Source organism: Clostridium nitrophenolicum (assembly GCF_055391695.1).
Genome location: NZ_AP042469.1, coordinates 3,582,868 through 3,606,221, shown reverse-complemented (window position 1 = coordinate 3,606,221; position 23,354 = coordinate 3,582,868). Strand labels below are relative to the sequence as shown.

The window sequence follows — 23,354 nt, the reverse complement described above, 5'->3', positions numbered from 1 at the left end:
AAAATTATATAATAAATATTTTATTTTTTTCTATTTTTGTAATGGGGGCACATCTTAGAACAGCTTCCACAGCTGCTGCATTGGTTGCTGTTATTTTTTATTTTTTTATACAGGATATAAACAGCAGAAACAATTATTGCAGCAGCAATAAAAACCTCACAAAAATTCTTAAAATCCATAAAAATACCTCATTCCTATATTATAAAATAAAAATGAAACTATCCAAGCGGTAGCAAATTGGTAAAATACTGAGGTTAAAGCCATCTTAGTTCCGAATTCCTTTTTTAAAGTTATTATAGTTGAGGCACAAGGAGTGTATAAAAGAATAAAAAGTAAAAAACTTAAAGATGACATTGTATTAAAATGCTGCACTATAGTTGTTGAGAGATTACCACCATATAAAACTCCTAAGGTACCTGCAATAACTTCCTTACCCATTAAACCAGTGAGCAGTGAAACTGAATTCTGCCAGTTTCCAAAGCCTAGAGGATTAAAAATAGGTGAAATTGATTTTCCTATAAAGGCTAAGAAACTTTCGTTTATATTTACCATACCTTTAAAACTAAAATTAGAAAGTGTCCAAGTTATAATAGACATTGAAAATATAATAGTTCCGATTTTCTTTAGAAATCCTTTACCTTTTTCCCATGTATGCACAAGCAATAGTTTTAAATCTGGCATTGTGTATGCTGGCAGTTCGTCAATATATGGTTCGTAATCCGCTTCCTTCACTAGAAGTTTAAAAATTAAGCTGTAAATAAAGGCTATAAGCACACCAGTGGCATACATAAAGGCGAGAACTATAATTTCCTTTTCGTGAAAAAATATAGTAGCAAAAAGCATATAAACAGGAAGCTTTGCATTACAGGACATAAGTGGTATCAGTAGTGCTGTAATATTTCGCTCTCTTTCATCTTCAATGTTTTTGGCAGCTATTAAAGCTGGCACAGAACACCCAAAGCCTATTATCATTGGCATAAATGATTTACCAGATACTCCACCCATATTCATAATTCTATCCATAAGGAAGGCAACTCTATTCATATATCCGCTATCTTCTAAAAAGGATAATATAGAAAATAGTGTTAGTATTACTGGAAGGAATACCAATACTGAGCTTATACCAGATATAATTCCATCGATTAAAAGTGACTTAAACCAAGGGCTTTGATGAGATAATAATTTATCAACGAGAGGTATGGTGTAGTCAAATAATGCACTTCTTAAAGCATCGGAAAGGGGAGTGCCTACCCAAGAAAATACTATCTTAAAAATAAAGAAAACAATGCATATAAAAATAGGATATGCTAAGTATTTATTTAAAACAATCCGGTCTATTTTTTCAGTTATATTAACTATATTATACTCCTTAATACTTACACAAGAATCTAATATTTGTTCTATATAGGAGTACATATGTTTTTCAGTCTTTATGTTTTCAGGTAGGAGATTAGGCAGTGAAAAATTAGCTTCTTTTATATATTTATGCATAACCCTCACCTGATGTTTATTAAGTTTATCTATAGGTATAATTTTAATTCCTAACATATGTGAAAGTTTTTCATGATCTACATGTATGCCATTTTTTTCAGCTTTATCAACGGTATTTAAAATCATTACTATTGGTATACTTAACTTAGTTAACTGTAAAGTCAAATAAAGGTTTCTTTCTAAATTTGCAGCATTTACAATGTTAATTATCAAGTCCACTTTATTTTCTCTTATATAATCAATAAATAATGCTTCAGTTTTAGAATTAGTATCTATAGAATAAATTCCAGGAAAAGCAACTATTCTAGTATTTTTATCTATAAATCCTTGCTGCTTATCTATTTTAGAATTTCCTTCCTCATCTGATTTTTGCTGCACATGAGCAATTTTATTAAAAAAGGTTTCTTGTCCAACATTTGGATTACCAATTAAAGCACAAACAGTCATACTTTGCTCCTTATCTATAAGTCTTATTATAATGAAGTTATTTTATTGCATGTTTATGACACACTAAAATGCACATACCACAATTATTACATAATTTTGTATTAATATATTAATTATACCAGCAGAATGGTAGTAAATGAAAGTCATTCCCATAACAAATATTAATTTATGTTTATATAAAATAGTAAAAAATAGTTTCGTGGGGTATAATGTAATATTATAGTAACATAGAAATTTTATAGAATGGCAGGGGACTTAAAATATATGAAAAGATTAAAAATAACAACATTAATAGTGATGTTAATAGCTATAGTTATTTCATCAGCAGTATATATAAAGGGAACTGCATCAAAATTTGATAACTCTAAAAAAAATGAAAGCACTATAACTACAAAAGTACCTGAGGACGATGGGCTTACATTTTCTGTTTTAGGAGATGTGCATGGGAATGCTGCTAAGTTAGATAATGCCATTAATGATTTGTACAATGTAAAAGGGAATATGGATGCAATGATATTAAATGGTGACAATGTAGATCAAGGCCTAAAAAGTCAGTATGATGCAATAAAAAATACTTTAAATAGAGATCGTGAACTATTACCTAAAACCATAATTAAAAATATCGGCAATCATGATTATTTTGATTATCAAAAAGGGCCGAATAAATCTGAGGATGTTGAGAAATTTAAAAATATGTATTTGGAGTTCGCTGGTGAAAAGTCAGTATACCATGATACTTGGATCAAGGGTTATCACTTTATATCTTTAGGGTCCGAATCTGGGAATACTAAGGAATTAGGTGCAGTAAATGCCTTTTTATCTCAAAAGCAATTAGATTGGTTAAAGGAAAAATTAGCTGAAAAACACGAAAAGGGAAAACCTATTTTTGTATTTTTACATCAGCATTTAAGCACAAGTATAAAAGGATGGATAGGAGTAGAGCAGAGAAGGGAACTTAACAAAATTTTATCATCATATCCGGAAGTTATCTTGTTTACATCCCATACTCATGTTTTGTTAAGTGTAGATAATATAAAACAAAATCAGCCTTTTACTACAGCTCACACAGGAGCGGTAAGTTATGCCATACTTCCTGAAGACTATAGAATAAAAAGACTTTATGATGAGAGCCAAGGCTTATATGTTGAAGTAAAGGGAAACAAGACTACTATTAAGGGAAGAGATTTTGTGAAAAAATCTTGGATATTTTCAAAAGAGATTTCAAGTGCAGGAGAATAAGTTTTAAAGAAAAGAGTTTTTATATATTCTTATAGGAATACTAACCAGAAAGTTAGCTTATACGAAGGGATATATTTATAGTTCTGCAGTAAGATTAAATACTTTTTCTATGGGTCTTAGCGAAGGATTGCAGAAAAGACTTAGAACTTAGATAGTGTTTGAGCGTAGCGAGTTTATCTAAGTCTTAGTTTTTTCTACAATACAAGCTTTAGACTCATTAAAAAGTATTTACGTAACCAGGAACTATAAATATATCCCGGAGTATAAGCTGACTTTCGGTCTATTTCCCTACATTTTACAATAGAAGTATATTTTCTTTTTCACACTCTTCAATCATTTCTTGTGGCCATAAAGCTGCTTGAACTTCGCCTATATGAGCCTTTCTTAAGAAGAACATACAAATTCTTGATTGACCTATACCGCCACCGATTGTATATGGAAGCATTTTGTTTATAAGCATTGTGTGATATTCAAGCTCTCTTCTATCTTGGCATCCACTAAGGTCTAATTGTCTTATAAGAGCTTCTTCATCAACTCTTATGCCCATTGATGATAGTTCAACAGCTCTATCAAGAATTGGATACCAGAAAAGTATATCTCCATTTAATTCCCAATCATCATAATCTGGTGATCTACCATCGTGTTTTTCTCCTGATTTTAAAGTCTTGCCTATCTGAGATATGAATACTGCTCCAAATTCTTTTGCTATAGCATCTTCTCTTTCCTTTGGAGTAAGTTCTGGATATTTATCTTCAAGCTCTTGTGAAGTTATAAATGTGATTTTCTCAGGAAGTATTTCTTCTATAGCAGGATATAACTGGTGAATAAATTCTTCTGTATCCTTAAATACTTTATAAATAGCTTCTACTGTGTTTTTTAAGGTTCCTAATGTTCTATCTGCTTTGTCTATAACTTTTTCCCAATCCCATTGATCAACATATATTGAATGAAGGTTATCGAGATCTTCATCTCTTCTTATAGCATTCATATCTGTGTAAATTCCTTCTCCAACATTAAAGCCATATCTTTTAAGTGCTATTCTTTTCCACTTTGCAAGTGACTGAACGATTTCTATATCTGAATCATCTATAGCTTTTGCATCAAAAGCTACAGGTCTTTCAATACCACTTAAGTTGTCATTTACACCTGTGCTGCGTTTTACAAATATAGGTGCTGAAACTCTTGTAAGGTTAAGTTCCTCTGCAATTCTTTTTTCAAAGAAATCTTTAAGTTTTTTTATCCCAATTTCAGTTTCTATTATATTATGAACTGGTTTATATCCTTCCGGTTTGATTAATGAACTGTACAACATTTCCATAGTTTTTTCCTCCTACAAATTGATAATTTAAATTACTATGTTTTTTACAATAAAAAAAGCCTTTTCATCCCATAAAAGGGACGAAAGGCAAACTTCCGCGGTACCACCCAAATTAGCTAAATAGCTCACTTTAAATCAGTACAGAATAAAAATTCGATACTGTCCAATATTTAACGGGTTGGCTCCGTCTAAGCCTACTTTCAAAGGATTTCGGTTAGAAACTCCGAGACGTTCTTCATATATAGGTATCATATCAGGCTTCCACCATTCCCGACTCTCTATAAATATCCCTATAACTACTCTTCTCTTCATAGTATTTAAGTTCGTTGTATTTATTATTGTTAACTGTTGAGTAAATTATAATTCTATTTTTTAAATATGTCAATATTAATTTTTTACTTTTTTAATAAAATTATTAGAGAAATGAAAATAAATGTGTGAATTTACACTAGTGTTTCTTAGTGTTTGGGTGATATTTTTGATAAATTGTTATTTGCAAAATATCAAAAAATAACTTAAGTTTAAAAGAAAATAATCTTTAAACACCTATAAGCTCAAAAGCAAAACCTTAAAGCTAATTGGGAAATAGGTTAGAAAATATTTTAAAATTAGAGAATCATATTTCCTAGGGAATAAATGTATTTAATTCCATTAATAAGGTAAAAAGCGTATGCTCTTTATGTGTATATATTAAAGAATTTTATAGAGCAATAGAGTAATTTATGATACTATAATTTTTAGAACAAACCTTAAAGGAGGACAAGTAACATGATAAAGCTTATTGCAACTGACATGGATGGTACTCTGGTAAATGATCAGGGAAAAATAAATGAAAAGATATTTGATTTAATAAATAATCTAAATGAAAAAGGTATAAAATTTTTAGCAGCAAGTGGAAGATCTTATGATCAGCTTAATAAAAACTTTGAAAAAGTAAATACAAATATGATATTTATTGCACATAATGGCGCTCTCATAAAATATAATAGGAACGGTAAAACATTGTATTCAAATTGTATTTCTCAAGAGGATATACAGGAAGTAATAAATTTTGAGCGTGAATTTGGTGAAGAGTTGTTTTTATTTGGGGCAGAAGATGGATATATAGTAAATCCATCGGAGACAATATTACATCAATTCAATGCTTTTGGAGTTAAAGCAGTAGTTCTAGAATCCTTTAGTGAAGTAAAGGCTCCTATTTATAAAATGACCTATTATGCAAAAGATGGGGTAAAAGCACCTATGCTTCAATACTTAAGAAATAACCTTAATGATAACCTTGAATTTGTTGTATCAGGGGATTGTTGGATAGATATAATGAACAGGGGGGTAAGTAAGGGAAATGCCATAAAAATACTTCAGGAAAAGTTTAAAATAGAAGAGAAGAGTACAATGGTTTTTGGGGATTATTATAATGATCTAACCATGTTTAAAACAGCACACTATAGCTATGCTATGGAAAATGCTCCAGAAGATGTGAAAAAACATGCTAACTTTGTAGCTAAAAGCAATAATGATGATGGTGTTTATAATGTAATTTATAAGTATGCGTCTTCAATTTAGAAATACTTAACTCAGAGGTGGGGATGTTTTAAAATTAGAGCTCCATAAATTTTGGGCTAGCTAGCTTTATTTCAATATGAAGTATATAATTAGAATGTCCTTGGGAAAATTAAGAAAAGGATAAGAAAATAAATTAAAGGTGGTACTATATGAGAAACTTAAAAATGTCAATTGAGTATGACGGAACTAGATATAAAGGATGGCAAAAGCAAAAAGGCGATGTTCCAACTATACAAGCTAAGATAGAAAATGTGTTATCTAAAATGACAGGGGAAGATATCCAGGTAGTAGGTTGTGGAAGAACTGACTCAGGGGTACATGCTGAAAATTATATAGCAAATTTCCATACTAATTGTACTCTAACTGTAGATGATATGTTAAATTATTTATATGAATTTTTGCCTGAAGATATAGTAGTAAAGTCCATGAAAGATACAACAGAAAGATTTCATGCAAGATATAATGTGAAATCAAAAACTTATGTATATAGAATAAATAATAATAGATTTAGAAATGTATTCAATAGAAAATATGCTTATCATACTGATGAAGAACTAAATCTAAATGAAATGAGAAATGCAGCAGAGATTTTAATAGGAACCCATGACTTTAAGAGCTTTACTAGCTTAAAGTCCAGCACAAAATCCACTGTTAGAACTATTAATTATATACATATAACAGAAGATGACGGAATGATAGAGATTGAGGTAAATGGGAATAGTTTCTTGTTAAATATGGTAAGAATTATTACAGGAACTCTTCTAGAAGTAGGTAAAGGCAATCTTAAGAAAGCCGATATGGAAAGAGTATTAAATGAAATGAAGAGGTCAGAAGCAGGACCAATAGCTCAGGCAAAGGGCTTATGTTTAAAAAGCATTCAATACTAAAGGTAAATTTCTATTAAAACAAGATTTAATTTATAAATTTAAACCTGTCAGTATAAAAACTGGCAGGTTTTTTGGTATAATATTTTTAGACGGTTATGTCTAATTCAAGAGGAATACAATTTAATTGGTAATCCTTTTCATATATAATAAAGCATTAGTAGATATATTAGACAAAGCTATTGATATTAAGCTAATTTGTCGAGATATTATGATTTGTAGAAAATAGACAGAGCAATGATTGCTGATTTAGAGGGGGGAATATAATGAGACTTGTGCCAATACAATATGCTAAAGCGGGAAGTTTTTTGGCGAAAACTATTTATGATGACAAAGGCGCGGTTTTATTAAGAGAAGGTGTAAAGCTTACTGAAAATTATATTAAAAGAGTAAAACAATTAGGTATATTCAGTATGTACATAAATGATAAATATAGTGATAAGGAAGTTGAGGATTTAATAAAGCCAGAATTAAGACAAAAGGCTATTAAAACTATAAAGGATACTTTTTACAGTTTTGATAAGTTCAATCTGGATTCAGGAAAAAGCAGTGCACGGGATAAAAAACTTATGGTGGAAAAACAAAATTATTTTAAGTCTATTGGTGAAGTTGTTAATGAAATTATGGGGGAGCTTCTTGGTAGAAGAACTGTTTTAATTAATATTGTAGATATAAAAAGTACAGATAGCTATACTTACCAGCATAGTGTTAATGTGGCTGTTCTATCCTTGGTAATAGGCATACAACTACAATTAGATAAGAAAAAATTATATGATTTATGCTTAGGAGCACTTATTCATGATATAGGTAAGGCACTTATACCAGAAAATATATTACTGAAAAATGATAAGCTTACAGAAGAAGAAATTAAAATTGTGAGAGAACACACAAAGAGAGGATATGATTTTTTAAAAGGTAGTGTAGATATATCAGCAGTTTCCAGAATCATAGCCTTGCAGCATCATGAAAGAGAAGATGGAAAAGGATACCCAGATAAGAGAAGCAATGATGAAATAAATCAATTAGCTAAAATAGTGGCAGTTGCAGACGTGTATGATGCACTGACATCAGACCGCCCTTATAGAAAAGCTATGAGTCCTAATGATGCAGTAGAATACATTATGGCAAATGGACAAACACAGTTTAGTTATGAGGTAGTCAAAGCTTTCAGCAGGTCTATAGTCCCATATCCTGAAGGAACTATAGTGAGATTAAGCAACGAAGAAATAGCAGTAGTAGAAGAAGCTTTTCCTAATTTTACACTAAGACCTAAAGTTAAAATTATAAATAAAAAAAATGAAAAAGGTGAAGACTTGTATAGAGATCTTAGATGTGAATTGGGTTTAGTTATAAAGGGTCCAGAGTACGAAGTTACAGAATAATAAAGTATAAATGAGATTAAGAGAGAAATTTCTTAATCTTTTTTTATTCTATAGGAATTTATAAAATTTAATAATTGAGGATAACTTTCATAACACAATTCACATTGAATATAATTAAAAATTCTTTTCCTGTAGAATAAAAAACAAGGGTGCAAGGAAAGTATTTCTATAGACTACTTGACATTACCAAGTAGCAGATGTAGAATTTAAACATAAGCTATTATGTAATACAAAGTAGGTGATTTAGTGGCTAATACTACACAGATGTTAAAGGGACTTCTTGAAGGATGCATTCTAAAGGTAGTAAATAACAATGAAACATATGGCTATGAAATATGTGAGAAATTAATAGAATTTGGTTTTAAAGATATTTCGGAAGGTAGTGTATATCCTATACTTATAAGATTAGAAAAGAAAAAATTATTATATTCTGTTATGAAAAAATCTCCTTTAGGACCTATGAGAAAATATTATTACCTTACAGAAGAAGGTGTTACCGAATTAAAGGAGTTTATATCATCATGGGAAGAAATTAAAAAAAACATTGATAATGTATTGGAGGAGTAAACTATGTTATCTGCAATTCGATTAAAAAGAATTAGATTTAAGGAGCAGAAAAAATTGAGTGAAGGAAATTTACGTTTATATAAGAATATAACTGAGTATATTCAAAGCAGCAACTTAACTCTTGGTGAGAAAGAGGAAATTTTGCAGCAAATTATGGATATGATGCTGCAGGCTCAAATTGAAGATAAATCTATAGATTTGTTTATTGGAAAAGACTATGAGGTATTTTGTAAATCAATTATTGATGAATACAATAATAGCAAGAGTACTCCATACAAAATAATTATTTATATACAAAAATATTTAGCGTTAATGATCTTTATTGCAGTTGTAATGGGTGTTTCTAACGTTCTTAATAATGATTCTGTTAATCTAACTATTACTATGGATCAATTTATACAAACAAATATATGGTGTATATTTATAATATTTATTTTAAGACTTAAAAAACAGGGAACTGTATCTGTTCTTCCTGCATATGTTCCTGATTATATTCCGGGACATAAAAGAATAAATTCTAGAATCAATATAAATGATAAAAGCATTATAGGGCCTATAGCCATTCTCATGATTATTATGTTTAGTGTAAAGTCTATAATTGAAAAGCTTTTTGGGTTGAATACTATGAATTATAATATTAACTTATATGATAATATTTACTGTATAGTTACTATACTTGCAGTAGTTGGATTAATGGAAATATATAAAAGAACATGTGACAATAAATAGTTTTTGGATAAACAGAAACTATGGGCAATACAAAAACCGTACTGGAAGTGAATCCAGAACGGCTTTTTTTATTTTACCTGCTTTAATACATAGTAGCAAGGAGTTGCTCCTCTTTCTATATAATCTCCATTTTTCCATTCGAAGAACATATACTTTTCTCCGTGTATGTTTTTTATTGTATATTTTGATGCTGTTTTAAACTCTTTATTAATTACTAATCCATTTGTCCAGGAGAGGTGTATACTAGCTGTCTTACCATTTTCGTTGGTAGTTGTGCCTTCCATAAGCAAATCTCCTTTTTCATTAAAAGTCAAATTAGATATGCATAGGTCTGACTTCCATTTTTGGACGCCTGGTTTAAAGTTTTCGATTTTTTGAACAAAGTCTACGCTTTCCCATTTGCCTATAACCTGAGAATCATTCACAAATGGATAGTCTATTTTGTCGGTTCTAGTTTTTACTTCTTCTCCAAACATATTAGTTGTAAGAGAAGGAGTAGAACTTATCTTTTTTAGCACATAGTATCTAGGCTTCATGCCCCTTAGAGTATAATCTCCGTTTTTCCATTCGAAGAACATATAAGTTGAGCCATTTATATCTTTGATTAAATATTTGCTGTCAGTTTTGTCCGCAGGGTCAAGAATATGATCTTTTGTCCAGGTGAAAGCTGTTTTTGAAACTTTACCATCACTTGTAAAGTTTAATTCTTTAACAAATAAATTACCTTTAAAGCTTTTAGTATCCACTTTAAAATCCTCTATGTTAGCTACAAAGTCTACACTCTGCCATCTACCAATTATTTGAGGGTCGTTGACAAAAGGATAATCAATTTTATCTACATGTACAGCTTTACTTTTTTTAAAGGGAGATGCCTTTGCATCTGTGAGAGCAGTACAGCCTAAAATCAACAAAGCTGCTAGCGCAAATGCAGAGAACTTATAGGCCTTTTTATTAAATAGTTTAATCATAATAATTCTCTTTTTTACTTCAGATTTATTATTTACCATAGAGGCAATTCCAGGCACTTGAGTAGGTTTTGAAAGTCGCTCTATAAGGCTTATGATTGTAAGTCCATAATCCTTTACTTCTTCGTCCTTTGTATAGGAAAGCGCAAGAGAATCACAACAGATTTCCATGTCTTCGCACATTTTTTTAAGTCCATATTGAACAATTGGATTGAACCAATGAATTACTTTTAATATGTTTATAATCCAATTTGTAATTATATCTTTACGTTTTAAATGAGATAACTCATGGAGAAATACATATCTTAGTTTATCCACAGATAATACATCCAGAATGTTTTCAGGAAGCAGTATTACAGGTTTAACATAACCAAATAAGGCAGGAGTTCTAATCTCTCTCGTCTTAATTAATGATATATTCTTATCAATCTTCATTTGCTGTTTACATTGTTCTAGTATTGATATAACTTCTTTGTTACAAAATTTAGGATGCTTTTTTATTCTAGTTCTCAGTTTTATATTTACCAGAACTATATATAGGCTAATTATAAATATACCAAGTAACCATATAAAAGCTAGAGTTGCTGCAAATGACCAATTGAAAGATGCAGGATTACTGCTGCTAAGATTCGGTGAAGTTAAATTACCTAGTACAGCGCCTTGATTGTATATATAGCTGAGAGTATCTGTACTATATGACACAATGCTACCAACTTCGTTTTTCCCCATAGCAAATAATAAGTAAGGGAGCTCCCTTATTCTAGTCATAAGGTTAAAAATGCTAAAAGAGCTTCTAGGTAACGTAGGCATTATCAAACGCAATACTACAATGAACCATAGAGCATATTGAAACTTTACACCTAGCTTACCCTTAAATAATTTTCTTAGCATAAGTATTAAAAGTATAAGAGTACCAGCTATAATAGATACTTGGAATATCATTTTGAACAAATCGCTAAAGAAACCAATCAACCCATACATAATACTATTTCCTCTCATCTAAAATGCGTTTTAAATCTTCTATGTCTTCCTTAGATAAATCGCTTTCTTTTATAAAGTTTACCAACATGCTTTTTAAAGCACCATTATAAACCTTGCTTAAGAAGGATTGATTTTCTGCCTTTATACATTCATTTTCTTCCACTAACGAATAGTAAAGATATCTTCTTCCATCTTCTTTGAAGCCTAACACATTTTTGTTTACCAGTCTGTTTATTAGTGTCTTAATTGTTTTAGGACTCCAATCTGTACTTTGTTCTAAAGCTTCAATTATTTGATTTGAAGTACAAGGTGAACTTGCCCATACAATTTTAAGCACTTCCCATTCTGCCTCTGATATTTTAGGTATTTGTTTCATAAAGAGTCACTCCTTTTTTAAAAGAATTACGATTGTAATCTGTATTTAGTTTACGACCGTAATCCAAAGTTGTCAATATACAAATAAGTATAAATATTACATTTAAGCAGGCATCCAAAATCTTAAGTAGGCATCTAAAATCTGTGATTTTTAGATGATCACTTACACAGAGTGCTGATTTGAAGTGAATCGCTTACTCAGCGAGTACTCATTCGACGAAAGGAGAAGGAGTTTCATTGTAATTAACATAGAAGAAAGTCATTTTTCATCCTATGTGACCGTAATATAAAAAAGCTTGCTGATAAATATCAACAAGCCTTTACAAAGTGATTACTCTATTAAAAGTTCATTATCTTTAAATTTTCCTATGGAGACTTTTCCATTGGCATACACATACATGCCATTACCTTCTCTTATATCCTTGTCCCAATCGCCTATATATTTATCGCAATCTATCCAAGTATGAATGCCTTTGCCATGACGTAAGTCCTTTTTCCAATAGCCAACATAGGTTTCTCCGTCAGCCCAAGTAAAAATACCATATCCGCATTTTTCACCTTTTTCCCATTGCCCCTCATACTTATCGCCATCAGGCCAGGTGTATATGCCATATCCATGCTGTAAATCGTCTTTCCATTGACCTATGTATTTTTCACCACATGCCCAAGTGAAAGTACCTTCGCCATTCATTTCATTGTTTTCCCATTGCCCTACATATTTGCTGCCATCATTATAAAAGTAAGTTCCTTGACCATGCATTTTACCATCCTTACGTTCACCTACGTAATTGCCGCCGTGAACGTGTTTCTTTGGACCTTTATTATTTATTTTCAAATTAGTTAATTCTGTAGTGGATATTTTTATTTTTTTCATACTTGATTCTCCTCATATTATTAATGTTGATAGTAAGGTCTAGTATTTTTAAATATTGAAAATCATTATCAATTACACATCACAAATTAAATTATACCACCACAACAAATTATTTTCTATATTATTATAATGATATTTTCTATTTTATTGTCTTCCATAAATTAAAAAGCTAACCACCACATCTTAAAAAATTTAAACGAAATTTTGAAATAAATTCTTCAAATTTATCTTCCTCAACATGAAAGGTAATTAAAGTATGATGAAGTTTTAATGATCCCATCATAGACCAAACTTCATAACCTACTTCTACCTCCCAATAAGGGCCCTTAAAGACTTCTTGATTTTCTGTTTTACCACCAATACTAAGAAAGTACTTTATAAAATCTTCTCTATAAATTCCACCCATTTCAAGAGTTTTTGTTACTATCATATATATCACCTTCTTAAGCTATTCAATAGTACTAATTATAATATAGACTAAAATTTGAAAATATCCAATATTAAACTTCATAGCTATAATAAAGAGCTCTTGACATCATTTTTTAAAAGATATAAAATTATGCTGAAATAAAGTAATTGGAGGGGTTTTCATGGTAAAAGAAAAGGGCAATATTTCAATCAATACGGAAAATATTTTTCCAATTATAAAAAAGTGGTTGTATTCTGACAAAGACATATTTTTAAGGGAGCTTATAAGTAATGGTTGTGATGCAATAAGTAAAGTAAAAAGACTATCTTCCATAGGTGAAGCAAAGATACCTGAGGAAACAAAATATGAGGTAATTGTTTCAGTAAATAAAGAAAATAAAACATTAAAAATTATTGACAACGGTATAGGAATGACTGAAGAAGAAATTAATAAATACATAAATCAGGTAGCTTTTTCTGGTGCAGAAGACTTTATTGCAAAATATAAAGATAAAATGGATGAGTCTAACCAAATAATAGGACATTTTGGATTGGGATTTTATTCTGCATTTATGGTGTCTGATAAAGTTGAAATCGATACTCTTTCTTATGTAGAAGGTTCAGAAGCTGTAAAATGGATTTGTGATGGTGGTACTGAATATGAAATAACTTCATCACAGAGAAATGAAAGAGGAACTACTATTACCTTATATATAAGTGAAGATAGTAAGGAATTTTTAGAGGAATACAAGGTAAGAGAAGTTATCAGTAAGCATTGCTCATTTTTGCCTGTAGAAATATTTATTGAGAATGAAAATGCAAAAAGTGAGGAAAAAGATAATGAAAGACAGCCTTTAAACGATACAAATCCTCTATGGTTAAAAGCTCCAAAGGACTGTACTGAAGAAGAATACAAAGATTTTTATAAAAAAGTATTTTTTGATTTTAATGAGCCATTGTTTTGGATTCACTTAAATGTAGATTATCCATTTAATTTAAAAGGAATACTATATTTCCCTAAACTAAAACACGAATTTGAAGCAACAGAAGGTCAAATAAAACTATATAACAATCAAGTATTTGTTGCAGATAATATAAAAGAAGTTATACCAGAATTTCTACTGCTCCTAAAAGGTGCAATTGATTGTGCCGATCTTCCACTAAATGTTTCAAGAAGCTTTTTACAAAAGGATAGCAATGTTAAAAAGATTTCTAGACACATTGTAAATAAGGTAGCAGACAAATTGACTACCCTTTATAAAAATGAAAGAGATAATTACAACAATTTTTGGAGTAATATCCATATATTTATTAAATATGGATGTCTAAGAGATCAAAAGTTCTATGAAAAGGTAAAAGATATAATCATATTCAAGACTATTAAAGGAGAATATGTAACACTAAAACAATATCTTGAAGCTAATAAAGAAAAGCATGAAAATAAAGTTTTCTACGTAAATGATGAAAAACAGCAAGCTCAGTACATTAAGCTTTTCAAAGAAAATGATTTAGATGCAATTATATTGAACTCTACAATAGATAGTCATTTTATAAGCTTCTTGGAATCTAATGAAAGTGAAGTTAAATTCAATAGAATAGATTCAGATTTATCTGAGACACTAAAAGCTGCTGAAGCTGATAATGATAGTGAAAATAAAGAATTCAATGCAGATGTAGAAAATATATTTAAAAGAGTATTGAACAATGATAAATTAAAAATTTCTATAGAGGCGCTAAAAACTTTTGAAGTACCTGCTATGGTATTACTTTCTGAGCAGTCAAGAAGAATGTCTGAAATGAGTTCTATGTTTGGCGGTATGGATATGAAGGATATGTTCCCTTCAGAGCAAACCTTAGTTATAAATAAAAACAACATACTGATTAAAAAGCTTATTGAGCTTGATAAGATGGAAGATAAAAAAGAAGATGTAAATCTTATTTGTCAGCATATTTATGACCTTGCTATGATAAGCCATAAACAGCTTGATGCAGAGGCGATGTCGCGCTTTATAAGTAGAAGTAATGAAATACTTGCAAAAATTGCAGGTTAATTTGTAAGCATATTGTAAAATTTGGAGGGGATAGCTGTGAAACTAATATCATGGAATGTTAACGGCCTTAGAGCGTGTGTTACTAAGGGATTTTTAGACTATTTTAAAGAGGTGGATGCGGATATATTTTGCATTCAGGAAAGTAAGCTGCAGGAAGGTCAAATAGATTTGCAACTAGAAGGATATCATCAATACTGGAATTATGCTGAAAAGAAAGGATATTCAGGCACAGCTATATTTACAAAAAAGGAACCTCTAAGTGTTGCATACGGAATTGATATTGAAGATCATGATAAAGAAGGTAGAGTTATCACTTTAGAATTCGATGATTTTTATATGATAACAGTTTACACACCTAATTCTCAGCAAGAATTAGCTAGATTAGAATACAGAATGAAATGGGAAGATGACTTTAAAGCTTATTTAAAGTCTTTAGAGGAAAAGAAGCCGATAATTGTCTGTGGAGATTTAAATGTAGCGCATAAAGAAATAGATCTTAAAAACCCTAGTTCAAACAGAAAAAATGCAGGATTTACAGATGAAGAAAGAGGAAAGTTTACTGAACTTATGGATGCTGGGTTTATTGATACCTATCGATACTTTAATCCAGATAAAGAAGGAATGTATTCTTGGTGGTCTTATAGATTTAACGCTAGAAAGAATAATGCAGGGTGGCGTATAGATTACTTCTGTGTTTCAAACTTACTAAAGAATAGACTGGTCAGTGTCGACATTCATACAGATGTTCTAGGGTCAGATCATTGTCCTGTAGAACTTGTTATAAAGTAGGAAGCTATAGATAATCCACCATCGTAATTTATAATTACATATATAAATAATATTATGTGCCCAGTAGATATTTTTTCTATAAGTCTTGTATGGCTATATTATATAAGACTTATAGAAAAGTTTTTGCTGGCATTTTTTTTAAAACTTATTCATTATGAACAAAGTCAAAAGTCTTCTCTTAAAAGAATCTTTTTTAATCCATTCATTTTATATTTTCTATTAATTTTTCATTTATTAATAATTGTTACACATGAACCTTGATATCATTTACAAGATGTGCAGTAGCAATAATTGTATAATACTGAATAATATTTTTAACACTATAGATATCCAACCAGAATATTTGATTTATTAGCGATATTCATAGGGATACCTTGGTTAAGTCAATTATCGAAATCGGATATCTATAGCTATATAAGTATATTAAAGTTTACAACATTATGTTAAATACAGTAAAATTTTAAGTATTTTGTTATTAAGTTAATCGTTAATTCAATAATGATTTTTTAAATTAAGTAATTTTATACAAAGAACTAATTAAGTTATGTAAAAGTATCAGATGGCATTATTTCATGCATGTACGCTACAAAAACATTATGCTAAAATAAAACTACTTTAGATGGTGAGCTCATGAGTTTCAGCAAATATATATTTAAACAATTCAAAATATAATTATGTTTTAGCATAATAAAAAAGGAGCACTATCATGAAGAAGATTATTATTATATTTACCGGTGGAACAATATCCATGAAAAAGAATGAAAATAATAATGCCGCTGTACCAGCTATGAGTGGGGAAGATATATTAAATCATACACCAGAAATTGAGGATATTGCAGATATTCACTTCTTAGATTTTGGCATGATGCCGGGGCCTCACATGACTCCAGAAAAAATGCTGGAATTGTCAAGATTAATAAGTAATAAGGTTGAAATTGAAGGTTATGATGGGGTTATAGTTACTCATGGTACAGATTCGCTTGAGGAAACAGCATATCTTGTAGATTTGACATACAATGGCTCAAAGCCTGTAATATTTGTAGGCTCAATGAGAAATAGTTCTGAACCAGGTTGGGATGGACCTCCAAACTTAATAGATGCTGTGTATACTGCAATATCCGATGAGGCGAGAAATAGGGGTGTTATGGTAGTAATGAGTGGAGAAGTGCATTCAGCTTCTCAGGTAACTAAGACCAATACTCATACATTAGACACCTTTAAGAGCAAGGATTTTGGACCTATTGGTTTTGTAGATAATAACAAAGTTTACTTTTACTATAATTACACTAAAAATCAGTACATATCCACAAAAGAAATAGACAGCAATGTAGATCTTATAAAATGTGGATGTGGTATGGATGATCGTATCTTGAGGTTTTGTGTAGATTCTGGAACACATGGAATAGTAATTGAAGGTATGGGAAGAGGAAACATTCCACCCAAAATGGTTTCTGGAGTTGAATATGCTCTAGAAAAAAATATACCAGTTGTTTTAGTCTCCAGATGCCTTATGGGTAAAGTTCTTGATGATTATGGTTATGAAGGCGCTGGAAGAGAGCTTACCGAAAGAGGAGTAATTCTCGGAGATAATCTTCCAGGACAAAAAGCTAGAATCAAGCTAATGGTAGCATTAGGTGAGACTAAGGACTTGTTTAAAATTAAAGAAATATTTGAGAAGAACTATTATTAATTTGAATTTTAGAAACAAGAAATTATTTTCCTAGGAGGAATGTTTATGGATTCTACAGATTATAGAATTATCGAATTGCTTCTGGAAGATGGAAGAATACCTATGAAGGAACTTTCACAAAAGGTGGCACTCAGTGCTCCTGCAGTAGCAGAGAGAGTAAAGAGGCTTGAAGAAGAAGGAATCATATCAGGTTACAAAGCAGTAGTAGATTATGAGAAACTTGGCAAAAAAATTAATGTGCTTATAAACGTAGGTATGAATGTTCAAAGAAATGAAAAATTTATGGAGTTTATTAAAAACGAGGATTCTATAATTGAATGCCATCATGTTACAGGGCCATACTGTAAGATTTTAAAAGCCAGACTTGAGAATATTGCAAGTCTAGAAAAACTTATTGGAAAGATACAGATGTTTGGCAATACGGAGACATTCATAATACTTTCTTCAGTAGAAAAAGAGCATATAATAAGCGATGATAAAAACATTTAATTAAATTACAGTATTAAAATAACAAATGACTGTTTAATATATCCAATTTGCATAGGGCAAGAGTAGATAATTATTATAAGAGCAATACAACAATATAATAAATGAAGCATGATTGGGAGGATACAAACATGAATAATTTTAGTTTTCAACGTGAAGAAATTGAGAGAGTTTACGGAAAAATAAGTCCTTTTGAACTTAAAGATAAATTAATTAATCTTGCAGAGGAATCAAAGAAAAGCGGTGCACATTCACTGTTAGATGCAGGTAGAGGAAATCCGAACTGGATTGCAGCTACACCAAGAGAAGCATTCTTCACTTTTGGTCAGTTTGCTGTTGAGGAAAGTCGCAGGGTATGGAATGATAATGATTTAGCTGGTATGCCAAAAAAGGAAGGTATTGCAGAGCGTTTTGTAGACTTTGTAAAAGCACATCAAGATGCCCCAGGGATTGAACTTCTTAGCAAAATAATTAATTATGGTGTAACAGTTAAGGGATTTAATGGTGACGATTGGGTTTATGAATTAGCAGATGGAATTATTGGTGATAATTATCCTCAACCAGATAGAATGTTAAGACATATTGAAAGTGTAGTTAATGATTACCTTATTCAAGAGTTGTGCTATAATGAACCTCTAGAAGGAAAATTTAATATATTTGCTGTTGAAGGTGCTACAGCGGGAATGTGCTATATTTTTGATTCCTTAATTGCAAATAATATATTATCAAAAGGAGACAAAATTGCACTTATGGCACCAATCTTTACACCTTACCTCGAGATACCTCATTTACCACGTTATAATTTTGAAGTTATTAAAATAACAGCTGATGAGGTGTCTGAAGATGGTGCTCGCACATGGCAGTATCCTGCCTCAGAAATGGATAAATTATGTGATTCAACTATAAAAGCAGTTTTTATAGTTAATCCAAGTAATCCGCCATCAGTAGCAATGAGACCAGAAACAATAGATCAATTAAAAAATATTGTAGAGAATCATAATCCTAATTTAATGATTATTTCAGATGATGTATATGGTACCTTTGTAAACAACTTTTGTTCATTAATGGCAGATTTACCATACAACACAATAGGAGTGTACTCTTATTCAAAATACTTTGGAGTAACAGGTTGGCGTCTTGGAACTATTGCACTTTATGAAGACAATGTATTTGATAAATTATTAAGAGAACAGGATGAAGATAAAAAGGAAAGAGCAAGAAGGCGTTATTCAGGGCTTTCTACCAATCCTGATAAGATTCCTTTTATTGATAGAATAGTAGCAGATAGCCGTCAAGTAGCGCTTAATCATACTGCAGGATTGTCGACACCGCAGCAAGTACAAATGGCATTCTTTTCGCTATTTGCCATACTTGATAGAGAGAACAAATATAAGCAATTAACAAAAGACATTTGCCGTCGTCGTCAAAGACTATTGTTTGATGGACTAGGATTGGATTTAAGGGAAGATCCTTTTGATGCTGCTTATTATACTCAATTTGATTTACTAGAGTGGGCAAGCCGTAATCATAATGATGAATTTGCAAATTACCTACAAGAAACTTATAAGCCCGTTGACATTCTTTTAAGATTAGCAGAGCAATCTTCTATAGTTTTATTAAGTGGCAGCGGTTTCCATGGGCCAGAGTGGTCTATTAGAATATCACTTGCAAATCTTAATGATGAATCTTACTCTAAAATTGGACAAGTTCTTCGCAAAATATTACAAGACTATGCTGCAGAATGGCAGGAATCAAAAAGATCAAAACAATAAATAAAAGATTATAGAAATTGTATGGTGATTTTAATAAAATCATCATACAATTTTTTAGATTATGTGAATTGATATTAGGATTTATATTTTTACATTAATTAAAAAAATTTAATGAAATATCAAATTCTTATAATAAGTATAGCTAGGGAATATTCTAGTAAAGTAACTAATTCTGATAGAAGTGCAACATAATAAAGTCTGAACTTGACAGTATTAGCAATAAATATATATAATTATTAGGTAATAGGTATTATCAAATTGATAATCATATGTAAACTTTGAGGAGGTAATAAAATGGATATTAGTCCTGTAAAGGATAAAGGATTAAGTCAAGTTGTAAAAAAGGCTATATACAAATATATTAAGTCTATAGATATCCATAAGTGTAACAAGCTTCCTAGAGAAGAAATTTTAGCAGAACAATTGGGGGTAAGTAGAATCACTGTAAGGAGTGCATTAAATGAACTAGCCACAGAAGGAATTATTTTTAGGAGACAAGGCAAAGGAACTTTTGTAAATAAGGAAGCTTTGCAAATGAAAGTAACTTTTAATCCTATTGGAGACTTAAGACAAGTTATTATAGATAGTGGTTATGAGGTAAAGGTTAAAACAGTTAATGTTACTACAAGAACTGCATCTGAAGAAGAAAGTGATAAATTACAAATAGAGCCTGAGGATGAAATTGTAATAATAGAAAGAATTTTCTATGCAGATAAGGAACCTGCTGTATATTGTGTAGATAGAATAGCAAAAAAGTTTTTTGATAGTTCAATAACAAAAGAAGACTTTGTAATATCTATATTTGAATTATCAAGAGAAAAACTAGGTAGAAAAATAACATGGGATAAAGTAGAATTATCTACTATTACAAATGAAGAAGGTAGTATGCTAAAAAAGTATTTTCAATCTAAAGCTGTAAAATCTTTTTTAAATTGCGAAATTGTCCATTTTGATGAAGAAGATAAACCCATTATTTATGGGAATGAGTATGTAGATACTAATATTATTAGATTTAATTTAATTAGACAAAAAAGTTTTTAAAAGAAATATATAGGGAGGCGAATAAATATTTATTCGCCTCCCTATATATTTACACAAATTGTTTAGATTCTGACAAGTTGTTTGAAACTTTATTAAACAATTCATCATAATTAAAGAATATATTTAAAATTATGGCAGTAAATGTACCAGTAAATATTCCGTTTCCTAGTAGTAATCTTGCTAGTTCAGGGAATTTATCAAATAATCCTGGAGTCACACTTGTACCAAGACCTACTGCAATACTGCAAGCAATAATTAATAAATTTTCATTCTTTTTAAAGTTAACACTTGAAAGTATTTTTACCCCGTTAGCACCAATAGTACCAAATAAACAAATCATTGCACCACCTAAAACTGGATGAGGTATTATTGTTGTAAGAGCAGCAAATTTAGGTATAATTCCAAGTAAGATTAATAATATAGAGGCAGATACTAATACATAACGACTTCTAACACCTGTTATTGTTATAATACCTGCATTTTCAGAAAAAGTAACATATGGAAACGAATTAAATAATCCTCCAAGAATTTGAGCACATCCTTCAGCGCGTATACCATTAGCAATATCTTTCGATGTAATTTTAGTTTCACAAATATCGGCTATAACATAAAAAATACCTACTGATTCAACTATATTAATGATCAGAAATATACACATTGAAACGGCACCGCTAAAAGTAAAGGTTGGCATACCAAAATGGAATGGGGTTACAAGTTTAAACCAAGCAGCAGTTTGAACAGGAGCAAAGTTTACCATCCCGAGAAATGAAGAAAGTATAGTACCCAATATAAGCCCAAGCAGTATTGCTATTGCTTTTGTAAAACCTGAGAAAAATTTATTTATTAATAATATAAGAATTAGTACTGAAACTGCTACTAAATAGTTTTTTGGTTGTCCAAAAGTAGGAGAACCAACACCTCCTGCCATATCATTTAAGGCAATTGGAACTAATGAAAAACCTATTATAGTAACTAAGGAACCAGTAACAATTGGAGGGAAGAATTTGATAATTCTGTCAATTAAGAAGGAAAAAATAAAAACGAATACACCAGATACCATAATAGCGCCATAAATTGCTGGCAAGCCATCGGTTTTACCAATTGATATCATAGGGCCAAGAGTTATTACAGCACAACCAAGTACTACTGGAAGTTTTATACCTATGAGCTTTCCAATACCAAAGACTTGAAGAAATGTAGCTATACCGCAGGTAAATAAGTCTGCAGATATTAGAAAGGCTAAATCAGAATTTGATAATTTGAGTGCATTAGCTAGTAAAATTGGTACAATGACAGCAGCTGAATACATAACAAGGACATGTTGTAAGCCTAGAACTGTTAGCTTACCAAATGGAAGTTTTTCATTTAAAAGATCATTTTTTACAGTTTCTTGCATTATAGAGCCCCCTATGAAATTTTATTAAAATGTTTATATACCAAAGAATAAACCTTAGTATATTGCTAAACTTTAAAGATAGCTTTTTTAGTGAAATTGTTTTCGTATAAAGGTAATACCTATTATATATATCAATTTTATGACATATTTTTCCATATGTCAATAAGATTATTTAGTGTTGACATTCTAGTAACACATTATATAATAGATAATAAGTAATACCTATTATCTATTATATAGTGTGTTAAAGAGAGGATACTAAAATGAGTTGGAAAGATGATGTATATTATATTAAGAAGTGTATTGAAGTTTCACAAAGAGCTAGAGAACATGGAAATACACCCTTCGGTGCTGTTTTAGTTGATGATGAAGGAAATATAATTATGGAGCAAGAAAATGTTGAAATAACAGAAGCAAATTGTACAGGACATGCAGAAACCACTCTTATCAAGAATGCTTCACATAAGTATTCTAAAGATTTTCTTTGGAAGTGTACCTTATATAGCACTGCAGAACCATGTGCAATGTGTTCAGGAGCAATATATTGGGGAAATGTTAGGAAAGTAGTTTATGGTATAAGCGAAAAAAGATTGTTAGAACTTACAGGGAGTAATGAACAAAATCCTACTTTTGATCTTCCATGTAGAGAAGTTTTCGCTAGAGGGCAAAAAAACATAGAAGTAGTTGGACCTATTTCAGAAGTTGAAGAAGAAGTTGTAAAAGTACATGAAGGATTTTGGAAATAGATACAAAAAAGGTTAGCATATAATTGCTAATCTTTTTTTATTGGAGAATTACTTGTACATTGCATATTAATAAAGGTACGTTATTTTAGAAATGAGGAGCTTTATACAAAATAGGCTCCTCTTTCCTAACATAAAAGAGCCTAAAAGGCTAAAAATATAT

General features: G+C 30.5%; 22 protein-coding genes and 1 other annotated feature. Of the genes, 13 read left to right on the top strand and 9 right to left on the bottom strand.

The window, feature by feature from the left end; genetic code table 11:
• Window positions 1-20: 20 nt before the first annotated feature.
• Genes ACZ5N4_RS17195 through ACZ5N4_RS17185 form a run of 3 tightly spaced genes read right to left on the bottom strand, consistent with a single transcriptional unit; the run spans window position 21 to window position 2,044 of the window.
• Window positions 21-179, bottom strand: coding sequence for a FeoB-associated Cys-rich membrane protein (locus ACZ5N4_RS17195; protein ID WP_464203728.1), 159 nt, complete (start codon window positions 177-179; stop codon window positions 21-23).
• Window positions 169-1,938, bottom strand: coding sequence for a ferrous iron transport protein B (gene feoB / locus ACZ5N4_RS17190; RefSeq protein WP_464203727.1), 1,770 nt, complete (start codon window positions 1,936-1,938; stop codon window positions 169-171). Before feoB ends, ACZ5N4_RS17195 begins: the two co-directional genes overlap by 11 nt.
• Before the next feature lie 37 nt (window positions 1,939-1,975).
• Window positions 1,976-2,044 carry a 4Fe-4S binding protein gene (locus ACZ5N4_RS17185; protein WP_464210995.1) on the bottom strand — a complete coding sequence of 23 codons (69 nt, stop codon included), beginning with the start codon at window positions 2,042-2,044 and terminating at the stop codon, window positions 1,976-1,978.
• Window positions 2,045-2,202: 158 nt separating this feature from the next.
• On the opposite strand from ACZ5N4_RS17185, the gene ACZ5N4_RS17180 reads away from it, so the two are divergent.
• A complete protein-coding gene (locus ACZ5N4_RS17180; protein WP_464203726.1) occupies window positions 2,203-3,177 on the top strand; it encodes a metallophosphoesterase family protein in 975 nt (324 codons plus the stop codon).
• A 295-nt stretch (window positions 3,178-3,472) separates the two neighbouring features.
• Here ACZ5N4_RS17180 and asnA read toward each other — a convergent pair whose 3' ends face one another.
• On the bottom strand, window positions 3,473-4,489 hold the full coding sequence (asnA, locus tag ACZ5N4_RS17175) for an aspartate--ammonia ligase (protein WP_464210993.1): 1,017 nt from the start codon (window positions 4,487-4,489) through the stop codon (window positions 3,473-3,475).
• A 79-nt stretch (window positions 4,490-4,568) separates the two neighbouring features.
• Window positions 4,569-4,816: a binding site (T-box leader), on the bottom strand.
• Between the two features lie 447 nt (window positions 4,817-5,263).
• On the opposite strand from asnA, the gene ACZ5N4_RS17170 reads away from it, so the two are divergent.
• The 5 genes from ACZ5N4_RS17170 to ACZ5N4_RS17150 all read left to right on the top strand — a co-directional run bounded on the left by ACZ5N4_RS17170 (window position 5,264) and on the right by ACZ5N4_RS17150 (window position 9,620).
• Window positions 5,264-6,058, top strand: coding sequence for an HAD family hydrolase (locus ACZ5N4_RS17170; protein ID WP_464203725.1), 795 nt, complete (start codon window positions 5,264-5,266; stop codon window positions 6,056-6,058).
• A gap of 149 nt (window positions 6,059-6,207) precedes the next feature.
• On the top strand, window positions 6,208-6,945 hold the full coding sequence (gene truA, locus ACZ5N4_RS17165) for a tRNA pseudouridine(38-40) synthase TruA (protein ID WP_464203724.1): 738 nt from the start codon (window positions 6,208-6,210) through the stop codon (window positions 6,943-6,945).
• Window positions 6,946-7,208: 263 nt separating this feature from the next.
• Window positions 7,209-8,324: an HD-GYP domain-containing protein gene (locus ACZ5N4_RS17160; RefSeq protein WP_464203723.1), complete on the top strand. Its 1,116-nt coding sequence runs from the start codon at window positions 7,209-7,211 to the stop codon at window positions 8,322-8,324.
• A gap of 246 nt (window positions 8,325-8,570) precedes the next feature.
• On the top strand, window positions 8,571-8,891 hold the full coding sequence (locus ACZ5N4_RS17155; protein WP_464203722.1) for a PadR family transcriptional regulator: 321 nt from the start codon (window positions 8,571-8,573) through the stop codon (window positions 8,889-8,891).
• A 3-nt stretch (window positions 8,892-8,894) separates the two neighbouring features.
• Entirely contained in the window at window positions 8,895-9,620 is a 726-nt protein-coding gene (locus ACZ5N4_RS17150; protein ID WP_464203720.1) for a DUF1048 domain-containing protein, read from the top strand.
• Window positions 9,621-9,688: 68 nt separating this feature from the next.
• Here ACZ5N4_RS17150 and ACZ5N4_RS17145 read toward each other — a convergent pair whose 3' ends face one another.
• From ACZ5N4_RS17145 to ACZ5N4_RS17130, 4 genes are all read right to left on the bottom strand, one after another.
• Window positions 9,689-11,566: a M56 family metallopeptidase gene (locus tag ACZ5N4_RS17145; protein WP_464203719.1), complete on the bottom strand. Its 1,878-nt coding sequence runs from the start codon at window positions 11,564-11,566 to the stop codon at window positions 9,689-9,691.
• Between the two features lie 4 nt (window positions 11,567-11,570).
• Window positions 11,571-11,942: a BlaI/MecI/CopY family transcriptional regulator gene (locus ACZ5N4_RS17140; RefSeq protein ID WP_464203718.1), complete on the bottom strand. Its 372-nt coding sequence runs from the start codon at window positions 11,940-11,942 to the stop codon at window positions 11,571-11,573.
• A gap of 330 nt (window positions 11,943-12,272) precedes the next feature.
• Window positions 12,273-12,815 carry an MORN repeat-containing protein gene (locus ACZ5N4_RS17135; RefSeq protein WP_464203717.1) on the bottom strand — a complete coding sequence of 181 codons (543 nt, stop codon included), beginning with the start codon at window positions 12,813-12,815 and terminating at the stop codon, window positions 12,273-12,275.
• A 169-nt stretch (window positions 12,816-12,984) separates the two neighbouring features.
• Window positions 12,985-13,245 carry a MoaD-like domain-containing protein gene (locus ACZ5N4_RS17130; protein ID WP_464203716.1) on the bottom strand — a complete coding sequence of 87 codons (261 nt, stop codon included), beginning with the start codon at window positions 13,243-13,245 and terminating at the stop codon, window positions 12,985-12,987.
• Between the two features lie 160 nt (window positions 13,246-13,405).
• On the opposite strand from ACZ5N4_RS17130, the gene htpG reads away from it, so the two are divergent.
• From htpG to ACZ5N4_RS17100, 6 genes are all read left to right on the top strand, one after another.
• The gene (gene htpG, locus ACZ5N4_RS17125; RefSeq protein ID WP_464203714.1) at window positions 13,406-15,274 is read left to right on the top strand and encodes a molecular chaperone HtpG; all 1,869 of its coding nucleotides are present in this window, start codon (window positions 13,406-13,408) and stop codon (window positions 15,272-15,274) included.
• A gap of 36 nt (window positions 15,275-15,310) precedes the next feature.
• On the top strand, window positions 15,311-16,063 hold the full coding sequence (locus tag ACZ5N4_RS17120) for an exodeoxyribonuclease III (protein ID WP_464203713.1): 753 nt from the start codon (window positions 15,311-15,313) through the stop codon (window positions 16,061-16,063).
• 706 nt (window positions 16,064-16,769) lie between these two features.
• The gene (locus ACZ5N4_RS17115) at window positions 16,770-17,753 is read left to right on the top strand and encodes an asparaginase (RefSeq protein ID WP_464203712.1); all 984 of its coding nucleotides are present in this window, start codon (window positions 16,770-16,772) and stop codon (window positions 17,751-17,753) included.
• 45 nt (window positions 17,754-17,798) lie between these two features.
• On the top strand, window positions 17,799-18,242 hold the full coding sequence (locus ACZ5N4_RS17110; protein ID WP_464203711.1) for an Lrp/AsnC family transcriptional regulator: 444 nt from the start codon (window positions 17,799-17,801) through the stop codon (window positions 18,240-18,242).
• Window positions 18,243-18,370: 128 nt separating this feature from the next.
• Complete coding sequence (gene aspD / locus ACZ5N4_RS17105; protein ID WP_464203710.1) at window positions 18,371-20,011, top strand: aspartate 4-decarboxylase; 1,641 nt, start codon at window positions 18,371-18,373, stop codon at window positions 20,009-20,011.
• Window positions 20,012-20,305: 294 nt separating this feature from the next.
• Entirely contained in the window at window positions 20,306-21,052 is a 747-nt protein-coding gene (locus ACZ5N4_RS17100) for a GntR family transcriptional regulator (RefSeq protein ID WP_464203709.1), read from the top strand.
• A gap of 49 nt (window positions 21,053-21,101) precedes the next feature.
• Here ACZ5N4_RS17100 and ACZ5N4_RS17095 read toward each other — a convergent pair whose 3' ends face one another.
• Window positions 21,102-22,448, bottom strand: a complete 1,347-nt coding sequence (locus ACZ5N4_RS17095; RefSeq protein WP_464203708.1) for a nucleobase:cation symporter-2 family protein — start codon at window positions 22,446-22,448, stop codon at window positions 21,102-21,104.
• A gap of 263 nt (window positions 22,449-22,711) precedes the next feature.
• On the opposite strand from ACZ5N4_RS17095, the gene ACZ5N4_RS17090 reads away from it, so the two are divergent.
• Window positions 22,712-23,194 carry a nucleoside deaminase gene (locus ACZ5N4_RS17090; RefSeq protein WP_464203707.1) on the top strand — a complete coding sequence of 161 codons (483 nt, stop codon included), beginning with the start codon at window positions 22,712-22,714 and terminating at the stop codon, window positions 23,192-23,194.
• Window positions 23,195-23,354 lie beyond the last annotated feature (160 nt).